The organism is Edaphobacter sp. HDX4, assembly GCF_036877565.1.
Lineage (GTDB): Bacteria > Acidobacteriota > Terriglobia > Terriglobales > Acidobacteriaceae > Edaphobacter.
The window spans coordinates 102,385-116,675 of the sequence record NZ_JAEDXW010000005.1 but is presented as its reverse complement, the minus strand read 5'-3'; the positions used below and the strand labels follow the sequence as shown (position 1 = coordinate 116,675).

Below are 14,291 nucleotides of genomic sequence, written 5' to 3'. Positions count from 1 at the left end.
CCTCCAGTAAACCGGAGGCCTTCTCGCCTTTAAGGTTCGTTGTTGGGGAGAGTTAGGCGAATCCGAGCTTCTGATCGAGTGCGCAGACCCCCGGCCCAAAGAAGAGCAGCATCAAGGCGATGCCCAGTAGAGCCAATGCATACTCCGATCCGGCGTATCCATGGTGCCGAGTGACCATCACTACCGCTACCAGCATGTTGATGGAGATCATCAGGGCCGCAAAACGGGTGAACAGCCCCAAAAGCATCAGCAGGCCCCCCACGAACTCGGTCAGCGCCGAGACCATTCCCATCCAGTAGGGAAGACCGAGGGACGCCACAAATCTGCTGTGGTGCTCCAGTGCGGCAAATGCGTTGCCGCCATGGAATCCTCCAGCGGGGATGACCTTGCTGTACCCGTGATAGACCATAGCGGCGCCAACGATCAGCCTGAGAAAGAAAGCTCCCCAGGGCTGCAGGTTATTCAGTGAATTAGACATTCTTTCTTTGGAACCTCGAGCGGGAATGACTTGAGCTTAGCCTAGCGACATCGTTTCAGCGGGTCGTTGTCGCTGCTGGTGCCGAGGAAGACACCGCCACATACTGGTCCAGGAGCTGACGCACTGCTCCCTCGAACTGTGGACCCGAGCTTGCGGAAACCGCGGCGGTGATCTTCGGGGCTGCAGCAGAGTCGTAGGCAGCCACTTCACGGCTGGGCTTATGGCTTAGCAGCAGCTTCGGCGTCGACAGGCTGGACAACGGAGCCGTCAGCGGAAAGTCTTCATGAAAGAGTAGCCCGACCGGCAGAAATCGGAACTTGGGATTGTGTCGGAAAACATCGCGCAGATCGCAGTACGGAGAATCCAGCATAACTGCGGCAATCTCGTTATGTTCCAGCGCGAGACTGGTCGCCAGCGATGCTCCCACGCCTACTCCGTAGGGAAGGATAGATCTTCCTGGTATTTCTCTGGTGCCCGTGAGGTACTTCCAGGCGGTTTCGGCGTCTTCAAGCATTCGCAGCTGCGAAGGATGGATCTTCGCGCTGCTACCATAACCGCGGTAGTCAAAGGTAAAGACGTTCAGTCCGAGATTCCGTAGGGCCGCCTGTGTCTCCGCAAAGTCTTTCCGTGTTCCGTCCCCGCCCGAAAGAAACAGTACGGTTAGATGGTTGTAGCCGCTGCTGGTCGATGCAGGCAGCCATTCACCTGTGAGCTGAGGCTGGCCCGTATCGCCGGCGCCGAAGTGAATGAGATCTTTAGGGGAGCCGCCCTCCGATGTTTGCACAGGATGAAGTACAAGCTGCCATTGGCTCTTTGAGAAGAGAATGCAAAGCGTCGCATAGGTGCAGAGCAATGCCGCAATCACAACAACAGCAAACGCCTTGAGGAGCCAGGCTCCTTCAACAACCTCCGGAGGAGGAGGTGCCTGTCTGGATTTATGGGAGGGGTGTGCCATCAGCAGATCTATTACGACTTTAGCACCTCATCCTTTCTCTCTCCGAACCGGTAGCATGGAGCCAGGAGGAGTTCTTAGTGTCAAACTGGGTCAAACTGTGCAGCCTTCAAGAAGCGCCAGCACCGGGGAAGGTCGCAGAGGCTGAAGTGGAAGGCGTTGCCGTCTGCCTGGCAAATGTAGGAGGCGAGCTCTCCGCACTTGATAACTGGTGTCCGCATCGCCGAGGCCCTCTCGGACAGGGGTGGATTGAGCGTGACTGCGTGGTATGCCCCTGGCACTCGTGGACGTTCCACGTAAAGACAGGAGAGGCTGAATTTCCTGCCAATGAAAGGGTTGAGACCTTCCCTCTGCGAGTCGAGGGGGAGGATGTCATGATCGATATTGAATAGGCGGCTACGGATTCTTCCGGCGCCGACGCCACAGCCTGACTCTTGTTATCCTTCACTCAGCAATGGCTAACAGACCTCTTGTACTGACTATTCTTGACGGCTGGGGCTACCGCCCTGACACTCACGGCAACGCCATCGCGCTGGCCCGTAAGCCAAACTATGATCGGCTGATCGAAGAGTTTCCCAGCACCCTGATCCATGCCAGCGATCACTTCGTCGGTCTTCCCGATGGACAGATGGGAAACTCCGAAGTAGGCCATCTCAATCTCGGCGCGGGTCGCATCGTCCGTATGGACATCAGCCGGATCGATGAGGCCATCGCGGATGGCAGCTTCTTCGAAGACCCTACCCTGGTCAAGGCTATCCGACTTGCGGCGCAGGGAAATCGTTCGCTGCACCTCGTCGGACTCGTCTCAGATGGTGGGGTCCACTCGCAGCAACGTCATCTCTACGCTTTGCTGCGCCTTGCGGCCATGCATAGGATCGAGCGCGTCTTTGTGCATGCTTTCATGGACGGCCGCGATACCATGCCGAACAGCGGCCTCGGTTATCTTGAGGCTCTCGAACAGCAGATTCGCGAGATCGGTGTCGGTCGGATCGCCTCTGTCTCGGGCCGTTACTATGCGATGGACCGTGATCTCCGGTGGGAGAAGGAGCGTCAGGCGTTCGACGCGATGGTCACCGGGCATCCGCAGGGCGGAAGGTATTCTGACCCACTGGCACGCATCCGTGAGCTATACAGCAATCAGATCACGGATGAGTTTGTTCCTCCCTTTACTGTCGTCGATCAGCATGACGTTCCCGTCGGACTCATTCGGTCCAACGACGTCTGCATCTGCTTCAACTATCGCGCAGATCGCGTTCGGCAGATCACGCGTGTACTGGCTCGAAACTGCGACGTTCCCGGCGGCCTTACAGCGAACAACGCGAACGATCTTCCCAGGGCCGCGGAACTCGATCTCGAGATCCCTCGCTCAGAAGCTCCGTCGAACATCCATTACGTCTGCATGACGCAGTACGACAAAAACTTCAGCGTGCCAGTCGTCATCCCGCCGGAGTCCATGAGCAATCTGCTCGCGCACGTCATGGCCGATGCCAACCTGCGCAACCTGCGCGTCGCCGAGACGGAAAAGTACGCGCACGTAACTTACTTCTTCAACGGCGGCATCGAGAAGCCGTTTCCCGGCGAAGATCGCGTTCTCATTCCATCACAGAAGGTCGCGACCTACGATCTTGCACCCGAGATGTCCGCCTCCGGAATCGCGGACGCTGTCATCAAGGCTGTCAACGACACCGCCTTCGACGTCATCATCGTCAACTTCGCGAACGCCGACATGGTAGGCCACTCGGGAAGGATCGAGCCGACCGTACGCGCCGTCGAGACTGTCGATACTGAGCTCGGACGTATTTTTCGAGCCGTCAAGCAGCGTTGTGGAGCGCTGTTGGTAACAGCAGATCATGGCAACGCCGAATTGCTGATCGATCCAGTGACCGGAGGCCCTCACACAGCGCACACCACCAACCCCGTGCCGTTCATTCTCGTGGCCGACGAATGCGATGCCAGTCATCACGAGATCCTGCGGCCCGGAGGGAGCCTGCGCGATATCTCTCCCACAATCCTTAAACTGCTTGGATTGAAAAAGCCTGAGGAGATGACAGGCGATGGCCTGCAGAATGTCTGAAGCGCGCCATAATTCCACTTACCTGCGCACCGTTATACGCCTCTTCGGGTGCGCAGGTAAGCCGGCTCTGCACTCAGCTCAGAAGCTTCACCGTACCCGCCGGCGTCTTCGTAAAGCCGTGAATCAAGCGGCCGGTTTCGTCCATGTGCAGCATCGTGAGTTTATCCGGGGCAATCTGAAGATGGCTGAAGCCGTATACTTTGGCGGCGTACGGGCCGCGCTGCGCCTCGTCAATCTTCAGTGTGTATAGGTCCGCACCACCACCACCCGACATGACAAAGGACGTGGGGTGGTCCTCAAACTCCAGATGCTGCATGTCGTGGTCATGCCCGGCCAGATAGAGATGCGCCTTATGCTCCCGCAGTAAGGGCTCCCACTCTGCGATAAGAACCTTGTGATCGCCGTGCGGACCGTTGGAGTAGATGGGATGATGGCCTATGACTATCAGGTACGGCGCACTCCGCGGTTTCTCCAGTTCAGCCTTCAGCCACTGAAGCTGCTCCGCCTGTTCCTCCGGCGTAAGAGTAAAGTTCACGCCTGCATGCTGTGGGTTCGGATGCGGCATGTTGCTGTCCAGCGCGATCACCTTCACCAGCGGCTTTGCCGCTGGGAACTCGAAGCTGTACCAGCGCGAGGGCATCGTCCAGCGCGTCCCACCCTTTTTGGCGTAGGCAAGCTCAGCATCAACTTTGCTCTCTGGCATTCTCTGATAATCGTGATTCCCCAGCACCGCATAGGCAGGACAGTCAAAGCTGGTGCGCGGATACATCTCTTCAAACTGTGTCTTCCAGCGCGGAGAATCGACGCCACCCTGCAAATTGCCGTACCAGTTATCTCCCAGCATCAGCAGCGCGTCGGGCTTCAGCGAATGCTGACGAACATAGCCCTGCATGGCCTGGGCTACGGTCTGCTGCGCCGTGAAGTTCTCATAGCCCCAGTCTCCGACCATCAACCACTGCAGGCCTTGCGCCGGTTCATGAGGTTTGGCGAGCGACGGCAGGGAACCAAGCCCAAGACCAGCTACAGCACTGAAAGCAAAACTTTGACGGAGAAATCTACGGCGGCTGAGAGTTTCGTTCATAAGATCGCTTATATCACCCGTTTATGAAAATTTATGCAACACACCTAAACCTCGCGACGACCTTCGAGCGCGCGTGACATCGTCACCTCATCTGCATATTCGATATCGCTTCCAGCAGGGACGCCCGTTGCGATGCGCGTCACTTTGACGGCGGACTGCGCTCGTCGAATCTCATCTGCAAGGTAGCGTGCCGTAGCCTCTCCCTCTGTCGTTGGAGAGGTAGCGAGAATCACCTCATCCAGCTCAGCCAGACGGGTCATCAGGTTCGCAATCCGAAGCTGTTCTGGCCCCACCCCTCCTATAGGGGAGAGCGTCCCATGCAGGACGTGATACACGCCCATGAAGCTCCGCGTCTTTTCGATGGTTCCGATATTGGTGGGCTCTTCCACCACGCACACCAGGCGCTGATTGCGGACCGCGTTGGTGCAATAGGTGCAGGGGTCGACGTCGGTGATGTTGTTACAGACAGAGCAAAGCTGCAGCCGCTCCTTCAACTCGCGGATCGCCTCAGCAAGTCGCTGGGCATCCTCTGAGGAGGATCGCAGTACATGAAAGGCGAGCCGCTGGGCACTCTTCGTCCCAATGCCGGGCAACTTCCGCAGCTCATCGATCAGCCGAGTCATCGGCTCCGCAAATCGTGCCACTAACTCATCCCCGGCAGATTGAGGCCGCCCATCATACCGGCCACGCTCGCCTTCATCGCATCATCGGCCCGTCGTCCGGCTTCGTTGAAGGCAGCGGTGATCAGGTCTTCCAGCAACTCAAGGTCGCTCGCCGAGCTACCCATTGCCGTCGGATCGATCTTCAGGCGCAGAACCTCCTTCTTGCCGTTCATCTTTACGGTGACGACACCGCCTCCGCTCGTGGCTTCCACGGTCGTCTCGGCAAGCTTGCGTTCCATCTGCTCCTGCATCTGGCGTGCCTGCCCCATCATCTCCTTCATCTTGCCGAGATCAGAGAAGTCCATATCTCAAATCCTTCCTTTTTACCTGCCTTAGTCGTTATCTCGAAGATCGATCACGTTCCGAATCTCAGCATTGAACAGCCGCTGAGCCTGTTGCACTACTGGGTGATCCATCGCCTTCGCTTGTGCGCTTCCTGTCTTGGCTGCTCTCGGCTTTTTCTGAGCCGCGGCATTTGCGCTTCCCGGCAGGAGCACTAGCTTCAGCTGGCCTGCACCGTTGCTCCGCAAAGCTGCACGGACAATCTTTTCTGCCTCAGGATTGACCACCATAGGCAGCATGGTCTTCGAGAACTCCGTCTGTACGCGGATCTCGTCTCCGCTGACGGTCCACTCTGCATCCGCCAGCGCATCTGCGGCGGAACCCTGGCTGCTGGCCGCTGAAAGCGCCTCAACTGCAATCCTCTGGTATTCCTCACCGGGCTGCCCCGCAGCCGCAACCGCTGCGATACTCTCGACCACAGGCGCGGCCTCCGGGCTCAGAACAGGGGCATCTGCCTCTGGCTCGATCACTGCTGCGGGGATCGAGCCCATTCCAAGCAGATCCGCCGCAACCTCGATGGCCGTAATCTCCTGCACTGGGTCTGCCTCGGCCACCGCCACGATGGGCGCTGGAGGTGGTGGCAGGTCCGGCTGAACCATCACCTGGGCCTCTACCGCAGGCTTTCGCACGGAAGCGATGACCGGAGGCTCCTGAAAATTCCTCGGGCTGCGATCCGTAGCGAACGGAGAGAACGCTGGCTTCTCCGGAGCCGCTATCTCAGGCCGGCGCGCAGGCGCTGGTGCTACTCGTGCAACCGGAGCAGATGGTGGCGCTACGCTCGCGCTCGTTCGAGGCCGATTCGCATTCGCCTCGCCGGAGCCGCTGGCGACAGGGAACCGGCTCAACAGCTCTTCTACCGGCAGCAGGCGTTGCAGATGAACCAGCTTCAGCAGTCCAAGCTCAAAATGAAAGCGCTGTTCCTGTCGATAGCCCAGCTCATCGAACGTCCGCAGCATTACCTGCAGAAAGCGTGTCAGCTCCTCCTCGGTAAACAGGGCAGCTGAACGCCCCGCGCGGCGCTGCTCGTCCTCGGAGATCTGCAACAATTCGGTGGATTCCTTGTCTACTCCCACTCCGGAGATCTTGGCGATCACACAGTTCCGCAGATAACGCACAAACTGCCGCGCCAGCTGCGCCGGACTGTTGCCCGCATCAAGAAGCTGGTTGGCGGTCGTCATTACGTCTGCACTGCGATTTGCATGGACAGCTTCGAGGATCCGCTCAAATACCGTATTCGCAACCGTGCCCATCAGCTCGCGAATCTGCATCGCATCCAGCCTGGGGCGTCCATCCTCCACCGGCGCACTCGCGATCGCCTGATCCATAATCGACAGCGCATCGCGCATCGAGCCGTCTCCCGCCTCCGCCAGCAGCGCCAGCGCAGCCTCATCCGCCTCGACACCCTCATGGGCCGCGATCGCCCGAATCTGCGCCAGGATATCGACCAGCTTGACCGCATGAAAGCTGAAGTGCTGACACCGCGAGCGAACCGTCTGAGGGATATCCTCCGGCTGGGTCGTCGCCATCATGAAGACGATGTGCTCCGGCGGCTCCTCGAGCGTCTTCAGCAGCGCGTTGAACGCCGCATCCGTGATCTGGTGAGCCTCGTCAAGGATGTAGATCTTGTACTTGTCTCGCGCCGGACGATACCGCGCCGCGTCGCGCAGCTCCCGGATCTCGTCGATGCCGCGATTCGTAGCAGCGTCAATCTCAATGACATCCACGGAGTTTCCCGCCCGGATCTCCGTACACGACTCGCAGACCTCGCAGGGCTCCGCCGTCGGCCTCTCCGCACTGCCGATCGTATTGCGGCAGTTCAGCGCCATCGCCAGGATGCGCGCAATCGTCGTCTTTCCGATACCACGATGTCCGCTGAAGATATAACCGTGGGCAATTCGTCCCTGGGTGAGCGCATTTATCAGCGTCACGGTCACGTGGTCCTGACCCGCGACATCGGAAAAGCGCTGCGGACGATATTTTCTTGCTAATACCTGATATGCCATAAAGCTCGATGCGGCGCCAGGCCGCATCTGGCTATTGTAGCGTCCGGAGAGATATCAGGCTTTGGCCGTGCGCCGAGCCTTCCGGGCCCGCCGCTTCACCTCGTCCTCGCTGAACATCGTGCCCCGGCACTTCTCCGACCCGCAGTGGCAATCCGCGTCGTCGTCATCGCTGTCATGCAGGTTGTACTCGTACGTCAGCTCTTCTCCGGCTTCGATGTTCCGGATCGCAATAATCCAGATCTCGTCGCCGATGTGCTCGGTCTCGCAGTTCGGATCGCACGAGTGATTGATAAACATTGCCGTTCCGAAGCCATCAATCACATCCTGATTTCCCGTGCTGAAAAGATAGGTGATAAACCGGTCTCTGTACCGCTCATCGGCTTCGCGCTTGCTGAAGCGGGGACCGTCATACTGGATCACCGGCGTCCCCTTGCGAATGGGGCGCGTGGTGTAGCAGCCGGCTGCGTGGATAGACGAGGAGCGGATCATCAGGCCTGGGGTCATCAGAAACTCATTCTGTATGTTGGGATTCTGGAGCTTCCAGACATGCTTCGGAAGCAAATATCTCTGCTCATTCAGCATGGAAAGCTAGCTGAATATAACAAACTCGCGCACCCAGGCGTCAAACCTTCCAGACGGGTAGTCTAATTACTGAGCATGAGCCGTACTCCCATCCACGCTCTAACACTTCTCGCCGCCTTTGCGGTACCCGGGCTCGTGTCGGCCCAGACCACGTCACCCAACCCTCCCTGCACAAAATCCGACAAGCCCTCCGGAAGCACTCAGGATCGGGGCCAGTCAGCCAGCGCTCCATGCACCCCCGAAACCAGCGAGCCTCCCGTCGCAAAGCGCTTCCCATTTCCTGGCGGATCCACGCAATCCGCACCAAAGCAGTCACAGCCGACCCCCGACGCGCCTGCACCAGCGGGCAAGCCGCCTGCGGCAGCTGACAAATTTCCGTTCCCGACAGCCGCGCCGCCGGCGATGCCCGGTTCCGAACCCGAAAGCCCCGGCAGTTCCTCCAGCTCCTCGAGCAGCAGCAGCAGCAGCAGCCCCAGCGACTCTCCCGACACCCCGTCATCCGACAAGCCTCCGCTGGCCGACAAGGGCGAGAATCCGCACCCCTCCGGTCGCCGTCGCCTTCCCAAGGTTGAAAAGCTCCAGAGCGATGAAGAGCGGGCGGAAGAAGATCTTAAAGTCTCCAAATTCTACGAGGACGCCGGGAACCTTAACGCCGCTTATCTGCGCGCTCGGGACGCGGTCAAGTCTCTGCCCGACGATCCCGACACCCACTTCGCCCTCGCGCATGTCGCCGAGAAGATGAAGAAGCGCGACGAGGCCATCGCGGAGTACAACAACTATCTGCGGATGAACCCGGACGGCCTAAAGATCAAGGATGCCCACAAGGCCCTATCGGCGCTCGAGCGATAAATCTTCCGCCAAGGCTGTCTCCGTTACATGTGGCTGAAGAGATTATCCTGCTGCAGGGCCGTAATCACGCTCAGCAATGCCTGGTACTGCGTCTGGTTTGACTTCAGATCAGTCGCTACCTTCGCTGGGTCAGACGACACCAGCTTCCCCTGCTGTACCTTTATCTGCGCCTCCTGCGTCTGGGCGTAGGTGCTGGTCGACTGAATCGTGCTCAGCGAATCATTCAGCAGGCTGCGCTGTGTTGAGACACCATGCAGCGCATCGGTGAGAGCAGCGCTGTCCGCCGCAATACTGGTCGTCGAGCCGCTCGTAAGATCGCTCACCAACTGGTTCAGCACTCCAAGTACGTTGGTTGCTCCCGATCCAAAGACGGTCGAGCCAGGAAGGCTGATCTGAATCTTCTGCCCACCCGGCGTAACAATCGTCTGCACATTACTGTCGCCCTGATAGCTTGCCGTCGCGGGCGTGGTCGTCGTATCCAGGGTGAACGGCGCCGTATCTCCCTTGCTGCCGGAGAACAGGTATGCCCCCTGGTAGCTTGTGTTGGCAAGCGCCAGCACGTTGTCGCGGATCGAGGTCACCTGCTGTGCGATCGACGCCAGATTGGCCCCGTTCAGGGTTCCGTTCGCCGCTCCCACCGCCAGCGAGATCGCCGACGTAACCTGGGAGACAACCTCGCCCAGCGTCGAATCCACCATCTGCAGACGCGACGAGACACTCGAAGCCGTCTGCACGAACGTGTCGATTCCGGCAATCTGTCCATCCAGGCGCAGACTCTGTGCCGCTGCGGCCGGATCGTCGGAGAGTTGCCCCACTCGCAATCCGCTCGATAGCTCCGCTGCCAGATTGTTCGAGTTGTTCTTCGCGTTGTTGAGTGCCAGCACAACGTTGTTGAAGTAGGTCGGATCTGCCCTCATGCCTCGGTCCTCTTTCTTCTCTAGGAGACTGTCGTCGGTACGCCAAGATTCAGGGCGCTGGCCATCATCTGATCGGTGACCGAAAAGATCTTGGCCGCAGCCTGGTAGGCACGCTGATACTGTGTCAGGTTCGCTGCCTCTTCATCCAGGGACACTGACGAGAGCGCATTGCGCTGGCTGGTAAGCTGCGACAGCAGCGTCTGCTGCGTCGTATTGTCCTGCGCGGCCGACGATGCCGCGTTTCCGATCTGTCCCAGCAGGCTGTTCAGAGACTCCAACGGAGTCTGGCCACCGATGCTCGCACCGTTTGCAAGTGCTGCCAGCAGCTGTGCGTTTCCCGTTCCGGTGGAGCCCTCCCCCACAGCTGCCGCGGCCACGGACTGTGGATCCGTCGTTGCCATACTGATCAGCGCCGCTGCCCCCGTAGCCGTCGCCGGAATCTGAAAGATGCCTTGACCGGCGTTGCCATTGCCGTCCACTCCAAGCGCGTTCACCTGGTTCACCTGCGTCGCGATCTGGTACGCAAGGTTATCGAGCGTGCTCTGGTACTGGGGCAGAAGCTGATCTCTCGCCTCAAGCGTTCCTCCCAGCGCCCCTCCGGTCAGCCCGGAGGTCACGTCCACCGCCGGAATTCCAGCGACGATGTTCGTCTTGCCGGAGACCTGCACCGTGCTCATCGGGTAGGCTTGCGCTCCACTCACCAGAACTGCCCCATTCGTCGTTGTCAGGGTGATCTGGTTGTTCTCATTCGAAATCTGGTCCAGCCCTATGTACTGCGAAAGCTGCGCGATCGCCTGCTGTCTCTGGTCTTCCATTACACCAGCGTCGGCGTTCGGACTTGTGCTGGAGATCTTCTGGTTCAGGGTTGCGATATTGGAAAGCAGCCCATTCACGGTATTCACGTATCCGGAGACCTGCTTGTCGAGATCCGACGACACCCCCGCCATCTGGTTCGCCGAGGAGTTGAAGACCCCCACGAGATTGCTCGCCGCCGAGATCACCTTCTGTCGTGTCGCCGTATCCGAGGGGTTTGCCGTCAGCGACGACAGCGCGTTGTAGAAGTTGTTCATCGCCGTTCCCAGCGCGGTAGTGCTTGCCGAACTGGAGCTCGAGGTCAACCCGAAGATGTTCTGCACCTGGTTCAAGGCGTCATCCAGGCTCTGGCTCTGGGACTGCACCTGCATCTGCTGCTGCACTCTCTTTTCCAAAATGCGGTCACGCTGCGATACCGGCTGACCCACGCTCGAGCCCATCCCGACGGTTACATTGCCGATCGTAACGCTGTCGTTCTCCGTCCAGGTCGCAACCTCCCTTGTATATCCGGCGGTGTTCTGGTTGGCCACGTTATTCGACGTGATGTTCAACGCCGTCTGATTTGCCATCAGAGCCTGCTGCGCCAGCGCCAGTGCGGAATTCAAAGTCCCCATCGTGTCGTCCCTCTCTATCTGCAGCTTCTTCGGCTAGCGAACCCTTGTGCCTCGTGACACGCGTTCGCTCCGCCGCCTTCTCCAGGAGAGAAAGGCAGACACAAACGCAGCTTCCGTGACCTACGAGGAGCGTCATTCGCTCCTCTACCGTGAGAAGCCTCTCCCGCTCCAGCATGGAAAGCCTCTCAATCGATCCCTCCAGAAGCCACGCCATGGCCTCACCTCCGTGGCCACAGGGCTACTTGAGAAGGGAATCCATGATCTTGCCCGCGACATCGGAGGACGAAACGTTATAGCTCCCCTCCGCAATTGCCTTTTGCAGGGCCTCTACCTTTGCAGTCCGCACATCCGATCCGGAGAGCGCGTTTGCGATCAGCTCACCAGCCGGGCTCAGCTTTGCCTCGTCAGCCTTGACTCCTGCTGCGTTCTGTCCGGCTGCAGTCTTCTGCCGTTCCGCTACCTGTTGGGTCTGCGAAGCAGACGTCGGCGCGACCGGGGTCAGTACCTGCTTCCAATCCCCTATGCCATTCGAATAACTCATCATTTCCTCCACTTATGTGGGTTCATCGGCAGCCCTCAGGAAAACTTTAGTACCGTGCAGCGTGTTCCCCGCATGAGTCCTGCAAACAGAGCGCTCCACCTCAAAACTTGATGAGCGATTTGCCCTATTATGAGCAGTCGAGACTTCGCAGCCCCTGATGGTAAGTAAATGCCAGACGACTTATGAGGAGTAACCCTTGGCGTGGGAAGATCCACGATTCGTGAGCTTTTCCCAGTTGCCATGCGCAAATGCTTCTTTCGCTTCAGGCGAGAGGTCAGCGCTGAGCAGGAAGGAACGCCCCGGCTGCCCGGGCCGGTACTGATAGGGGTAGTCGCTGGAAAACAGAATCCGTTCCTGGCCCACAACATTCACGGACCGTTGCAGGTACTCCTGGTTCCACATGCCGCTTGGGGTAACGTACAGGTTCTGCCGGAAGTAGTCCTCAACAGGACGCTCGAGCTTTGCCACACGCGCAAGTGACTTGAGGCGCTCCAGGTAGAAGAGCACAACCTCGCCCCAATGACCGAGGATGATCTGCAGATCGGGAAAACGATCGAACACGCCTGCCAGAATCAACCGTACGAACTGGATGCCGGCTTCATAGTGCCAGCCCAGGCCAAACGTCGCGAAGGCTAGGTCGACCAACTCCCCGAACCCTGAATAGAGGTCTGCTCGAACAGAAGCTTGCGGGATTTGAGGATGAATGAACAACGGCACGCGCTGCTCTGCCGCTGTGCGAAGCAATGGGATGAAGTCAGGGTGATCCAGGTTTTGGTCGCGCACACGGCCACATACCATCGCACCGCGAAACCGGAGGCGATCCACGGCACGCTGCAATTCAAATGCTGCTTCCTGCGGCGCGGCCATTGGAAGGACCGCGAACCCCTGAAACCGGGTTGGGTACTTTGCGATGGTCGCAGCTATCAGATCATTGGTCTCCCTCGCCAGGTGGATGCTCTCTTCTGGTTCCAGGTTATGAAGTGCGGGTGTTGTGACGGAAAGAACCTGCACGTCAATTCCACTCTCATCCATTAGCGCTAAACGGCCATCGCCTAGGTCTTCAAGCATCCGCACCATCTCGCCTTGGTATAGGAAGTCCGTACCTTCTGCACCGATCGGCGACGCATCCCACGCGGCGTGGATTCTCCGGGGCAGTATATGTTCTTCAATGCTGATGATCTTCATCGGTCCCTCTTTCTTGCGTACTGCGTATTAGTATTACGAGAACGGCACATGCATTCAATGGCTGAAAAGGCATACTCTCTATGCAAAAAGTGAATGCTTCTTTCGAGAACCTCGACCTTCGCTCTCTGCGCTTGCTGAAACAACTTCTCGACTTGCGGAGCGTCACCAAAGCCGGCGAAGCCCTGAGGCTCAGCCAGCCCGCTGCGAGCCGGGTGCTATCCCAACTACGCGATACGCTCGGTGATCCACTTCTGGTTCGAGGTGGTCAGGGGAACACGTTGACACCAAGGGGCGAAGAACTTCGACCAGCGGTCGCGGAAGCACTGAGGTCTATTTCAGCTCTCTTCGAACGAGAGGTCTTTGAGCCGTCCACGGCAAAGCTGATCGTACGGATCGCGACCACGGACCATGGTGCGACCGTAGTTCTGTCACCGCTGGTTACGATGCTCGGCACGTTCGCACCAGGCATCACATTGGAGGTCACCCCATGGAATGCACAGACCCTCCACGAACTGGAGACAGGCCAGCTCGACCTTGCCCTGGACTCTGAAAGCCGCCTGCCCGAGAACTTCCATGCTCGTACCCTCTATCGAGAGAGATCTGTCTGTCTTGTTCGGCAGGGGCACCCGCTGCTTGACGGGCGGCGGAAAGATGGAAGCCTCGACCCCGCATTGGCGTCCACTTATCCGCAGATCGTACTCCTGTATCCCGTGGGCGACCGGCTGGAGGGTGACGATCCACTTGCCCGCCTCGGTCATCCCTCGCACAGGATTGCGTTGCGGACGCCCTACTTCACTTCCGCTCCAATAATGCTCACGCATACCGATCACTTCATGATCCTGCCCTCACGCCTGGGGCGCGTGCTCGCTGACTCGGCACCGCTTGCCCAAATTCCATTGCGCGGCGAAACACCATTTGCTTACCGCCTCATCTGGCACGAGCGAACGCAAAAGGACCATGGCTTGGGATGGTTGAGGACCCAGATGTACCGACTCCTCAAGTAACGAGAAACGCTGTTCTCGTCCGTTGAAATCGCTCACTAGCGCTAAGCCGACCTTTTGTAACCAATCAGTGAGTTGCGGATTCAATGTCGCTTAGTGTGCGAGCGTTCGATCAGTTCGAGCGGGGAAAATCTGCACTACTTGCCTTTCCGGCCGACATCTCAACTCCTCTCGCGAAATTTGTGGCCAGTCTCCCA

Annotated in this window: 15 protein-coding genes; 4 read left to right on the top strand and 11 right to left on the bottom strand. The window is 58.7% G+C overall.

Annotated features, from left to right (window positions below; translation table 11 throughout):
* Window positions 1-52 precede the first annotated feature (52 nt).
* Both JAO29_RS07120 and JAO29_RS07115 read right to left on the bottom strand, forming a co-directional pair.
* The gene (locus JAO29_RS07120) at window positions 53-478 is read right to left on the bottom strand and encodes a DoxX family protein (protein ID WP_334267501.1); all 426 of its coding nucleotides are present in this window, start codon (window positions 476-478) and stop codon (window positions 53-55) included.
* A 55-nt stretch (window positions 479-533) separates the two neighbouring features.
* Window positions 534-1,433, bottom strand: a complete 900-nt coding sequence (locus JAO29_RS07115) for an alpha/beta hydrolase (protein ID WP_334267500.1) — start codon at window positions 1,431-1,433, stop codon at window positions 534-536.
* Window positions 1,434-1,510: 77 nt separating this feature from the next.
* Here JAO29_RS07115 and JAO29_RS07110 point away from each other — a divergent pair, with 77 nt between their 5' ends.
* Together JAO29_RS07110 and gpmI are read left to right on the top strand one after the other, a co-directional pair.
* Window positions 1,511-1,822, top strand: a complete 312-nt coding sequence (locus JAO29_RS07110; protein WP_334267499.1) for a Rieske (2Fe-2S) protein — start codon at window positions 1,511-1,513, stop codon at window positions 1,820-1,822.
* A 62-nt stretch (window positions 1,823-1,884) separates the two neighbouring features.
* Window positions 1,885-3,504 (top strand): 2,3-bisphosphoglycerate-independent phosphoglycerate mutase, encoded by a 1,620-nt coding sequence (gene gpmI / locus JAO29_RS07105; protein WP_334267498.1) that lies wholly within the window; start codon window positions 1,885-1,887, stop codon window positions 3,502-3,504.
* A 73-nt stretch (window positions 3,505-3,577) separates the two neighbouring features.
* On the opposite strand, the gene JAO29_RS07100 is transcribed toward gpmI, so the two are convergent.
* The 5 genes from JAO29_RS07100 to JAO29_RS07080 are packed head-to-tail and all read right to left on the bottom strand — an operon-like array spanning window position 3,578 to window position 8,153.
* Entirely contained in the window at window positions 3,578-4,585 is a 1,008-nt protein-coding gene (locus JAO29_RS07100) for a metallophosphoesterase (RefSeq protein ID WP_334267497.1), read from the bottom strand.
* Between the two features lie 44 nt (window positions 4,586-4,629).
* On the bottom strand, window positions 4,630-5,229 hold the full coding sequence (gene recR, locus JAO29_RS07095) for a recombination mediator RecR (protein ID WP_442886335.1): 600 nt from the start codon (window positions 5,227-5,229) through the stop codon (window positions 4,630-4,632).
* Window positions 5,229-5,552, bottom strand: coding sequence for a YbaB/EbfC family nucleoid-associated protein (locus JAO29_RS07090; protein WP_334267496.1), 324 nt, complete (start codon window positions 5,550-5,552; stop codon window positions 5,229-5,231). The genes recR and JAO29_RS07090 overlap by 1 nt, the downstream gene beginning before the upstream one ends.
* A 27-nt stretch (window positions 5,553-5,579) precedes the next feature.
* Entirely contained in the window at window positions 5,580-7,592 is a 2,013-nt protein-coding gene (gene dnaX, locus JAO29_RS07085; RefSeq protein WP_334267495.1) for a DNA polymerase III subunit gamma/tau, read from the bottom strand.
* Window positions 7,593-7,646: 54 nt separating this feature from the next.
* Window positions 7,647-8,153 carry an SET domain-containing protein gene (locus tag JAO29_RS07080; protein WP_334267494.1) on the bottom strand — a complete coding sequence of 169 codons (507 nt, stop codon included), beginning with the start codon at window positions 8,151-8,153 and terminating at the stop codon, window positions 7,647-7,649.
* Between the two features lie 96 nt (window positions 8,154-8,249).
* On the opposite strand from JAO29_RS07080, the gene JAO29_RS07075 reads away from it, so the two are divergent.
* Window positions 8,250-9,023, top strand: coding sequence for a tetratricopeptide repeat protein (locus JAO29_RS07075; RefSeq protein ID WP_334267493.1), 774 nt, complete (start codon window positions 8,250-8,252; stop codon window positions 9,021-9,023).
* A 23-nt stretch (window positions 9,024-9,046) separates the two neighbouring features.
* Here JAO29_RS07075 and flgL read toward each other — a convergent pair whose 3' ends face one another.
* The 4 genes from flgL to JAO29_RS07055 form a co-directional block, all read right to left on the bottom strand.
* Window positions 9,047-9,940: a flagellar hook-associated protein FlgL gene (flgL, locus tag JAO29_RS07070; RefSeq protein WP_334267492.1), complete on the bottom strand. Its 894-nt coding sequence runs from the start codon at window positions 9,938-9,940 to the stop codon at window positions 9,047-9,049.
* Between the two features lie 20 nt (window positions 9,941-9,960).
* Window positions 9,961-11,367, bottom strand: coding sequence for a flagellar hook-associated protein FlgK (gene flgK / locus JAO29_RS07065; RefSeq protein WP_334267491.1), 1,407 nt, complete (start codon window positions 11,365-11,367; stop codon window positions 9,961-9,963).
* A 238-nt stretch (window positions 11,368-11,605) separates the two neighbouring features.
* Window positions 11,606-11,911, bottom strand: a complete 306-nt coding sequence (gene flgM / locus JAO29_RS07060) for a flagellar biosynthesis anti-sigma factor FlgM (RefSeq protein ID WP_334267490.1) — start codon at window positions 11,909-11,911, stop codon at window positions 11,606-11,608.
* Between the two features lie 177 nt (window positions 11,912-12,088).
* Window positions 12,089-13,093, bottom strand: a complete 1,005-nt coding sequence (locus JAO29_RS07055; protein WP_334267489.1) for an amidohydrolase family protein — start codon at window positions 13,091-13,093, stop codon at window positions 12,089-12,091.
* An 80-nt stretch (window positions 13,094-13,173) separates the two neighbouring features.
* Between JAO29_RS07055 and JAO29_RS07050 the strand changes: the two genes are divergently transcribed.
* Window positions 13,174-14,097: a LysR family transcriptional regulator gene (locus tag JAO29_RS07050; protein WP_334267488.1), complete on the top strand. Its 924-nt coding sequence runs from the start codon at window positions 13,174-13,176 to the stop codon at window positions 14,095-14,097.
* The last annotated feature ends 194 nt before the right edge of the window (window positions 14,098-14,291 follow it).

Excerpts from the sequence above, each read along its gene's own strand:
- JAO29_RS07120 (WP_334267501.1), bottom strand. The coding sequence starts at position 478 with ATGTCTAATTCACTGAATAACCTGCAGCCCTGGGGAGCTTTCTTTCTC.
- JAO29_RS07115 (WP_334267500.1), bottom strand. The coding sequence starts at position 1,433 with ATGGCACACCCCTCCCATAAATCCAGACAGGCACCTCCTCCTCCGGAG.
- gpmI (WP_334267498.1), top strand. The coding sequence starts at position 1,885 with ATGGCTAACAGACCTCTTGTACTGACTATTCTTGACGGCTGGGGCTAC.
- JAO29_RS07100 (WP_334267497.1), bottom strand. The coding sequence starts at position 4,585 with ATGAACGAAACTCTCAGCCGCCGTAGATTTCTCCGTCAAAGTTTTGCT.
- JAO29_RS07090 (WP_334267496.1), bottom strand. The coding sequence starts at position 5,552 with ATGGACTTCTCTGATCTCGGCAAGATGAAGGAGATGATGGGGCAGGCA.
- dnaX (WP_334267495.1), bottom strand. The coding sequence starts at position 7,592 with ATGGCATATCAGGTATTAGCAAGAAAATATCGTCCGCAGCGCTTTTCC.
- JAO29_RS07075 (WP_334267493.1), top strand. The coding sequence starts at position 8,250 with ATGAGCCGTACTCCCATCCACGCTCTAACACTTCTCGCCGCCTTTGCG.
- flgL (WP_334267492.1), bottom strand. The coding sequence starts at position 9,940 with ATGAGGGCAGATCCGACCTACTTCAACAACGTTGTGCTGGCACTCAAC.
- flgK (WP_334267491.1), bottom strand. The coding sequence starts at position 11,367 with ATGGGGACTTTGAATTCCGCACTGGCGCTGGCGCAGCAGGCTCTGATG.
- flgM (WP_334267490.1), bottom strand. The coding sequence starts at position 11,911 with ATGATGAGTTATTCGAATGGCATAGGGGATTGGAAGCAGGTACTGACC.
- JAO29_RS07055 (WP_334267489.1), bottom strand. The coding sequence starts at position 13,093 with ATGAAGATCATCAGCATTGAAGAACATATACTGCCCCGGAGAATCCAC.
- JAO29_RS07050 (WP_334267488.1), top strand. The coding sequence starts at position 13,174 with ATGCAAAAAGTGAATGCTTCTTTCGAGAACCTCGACCTTCGCTCTCTG.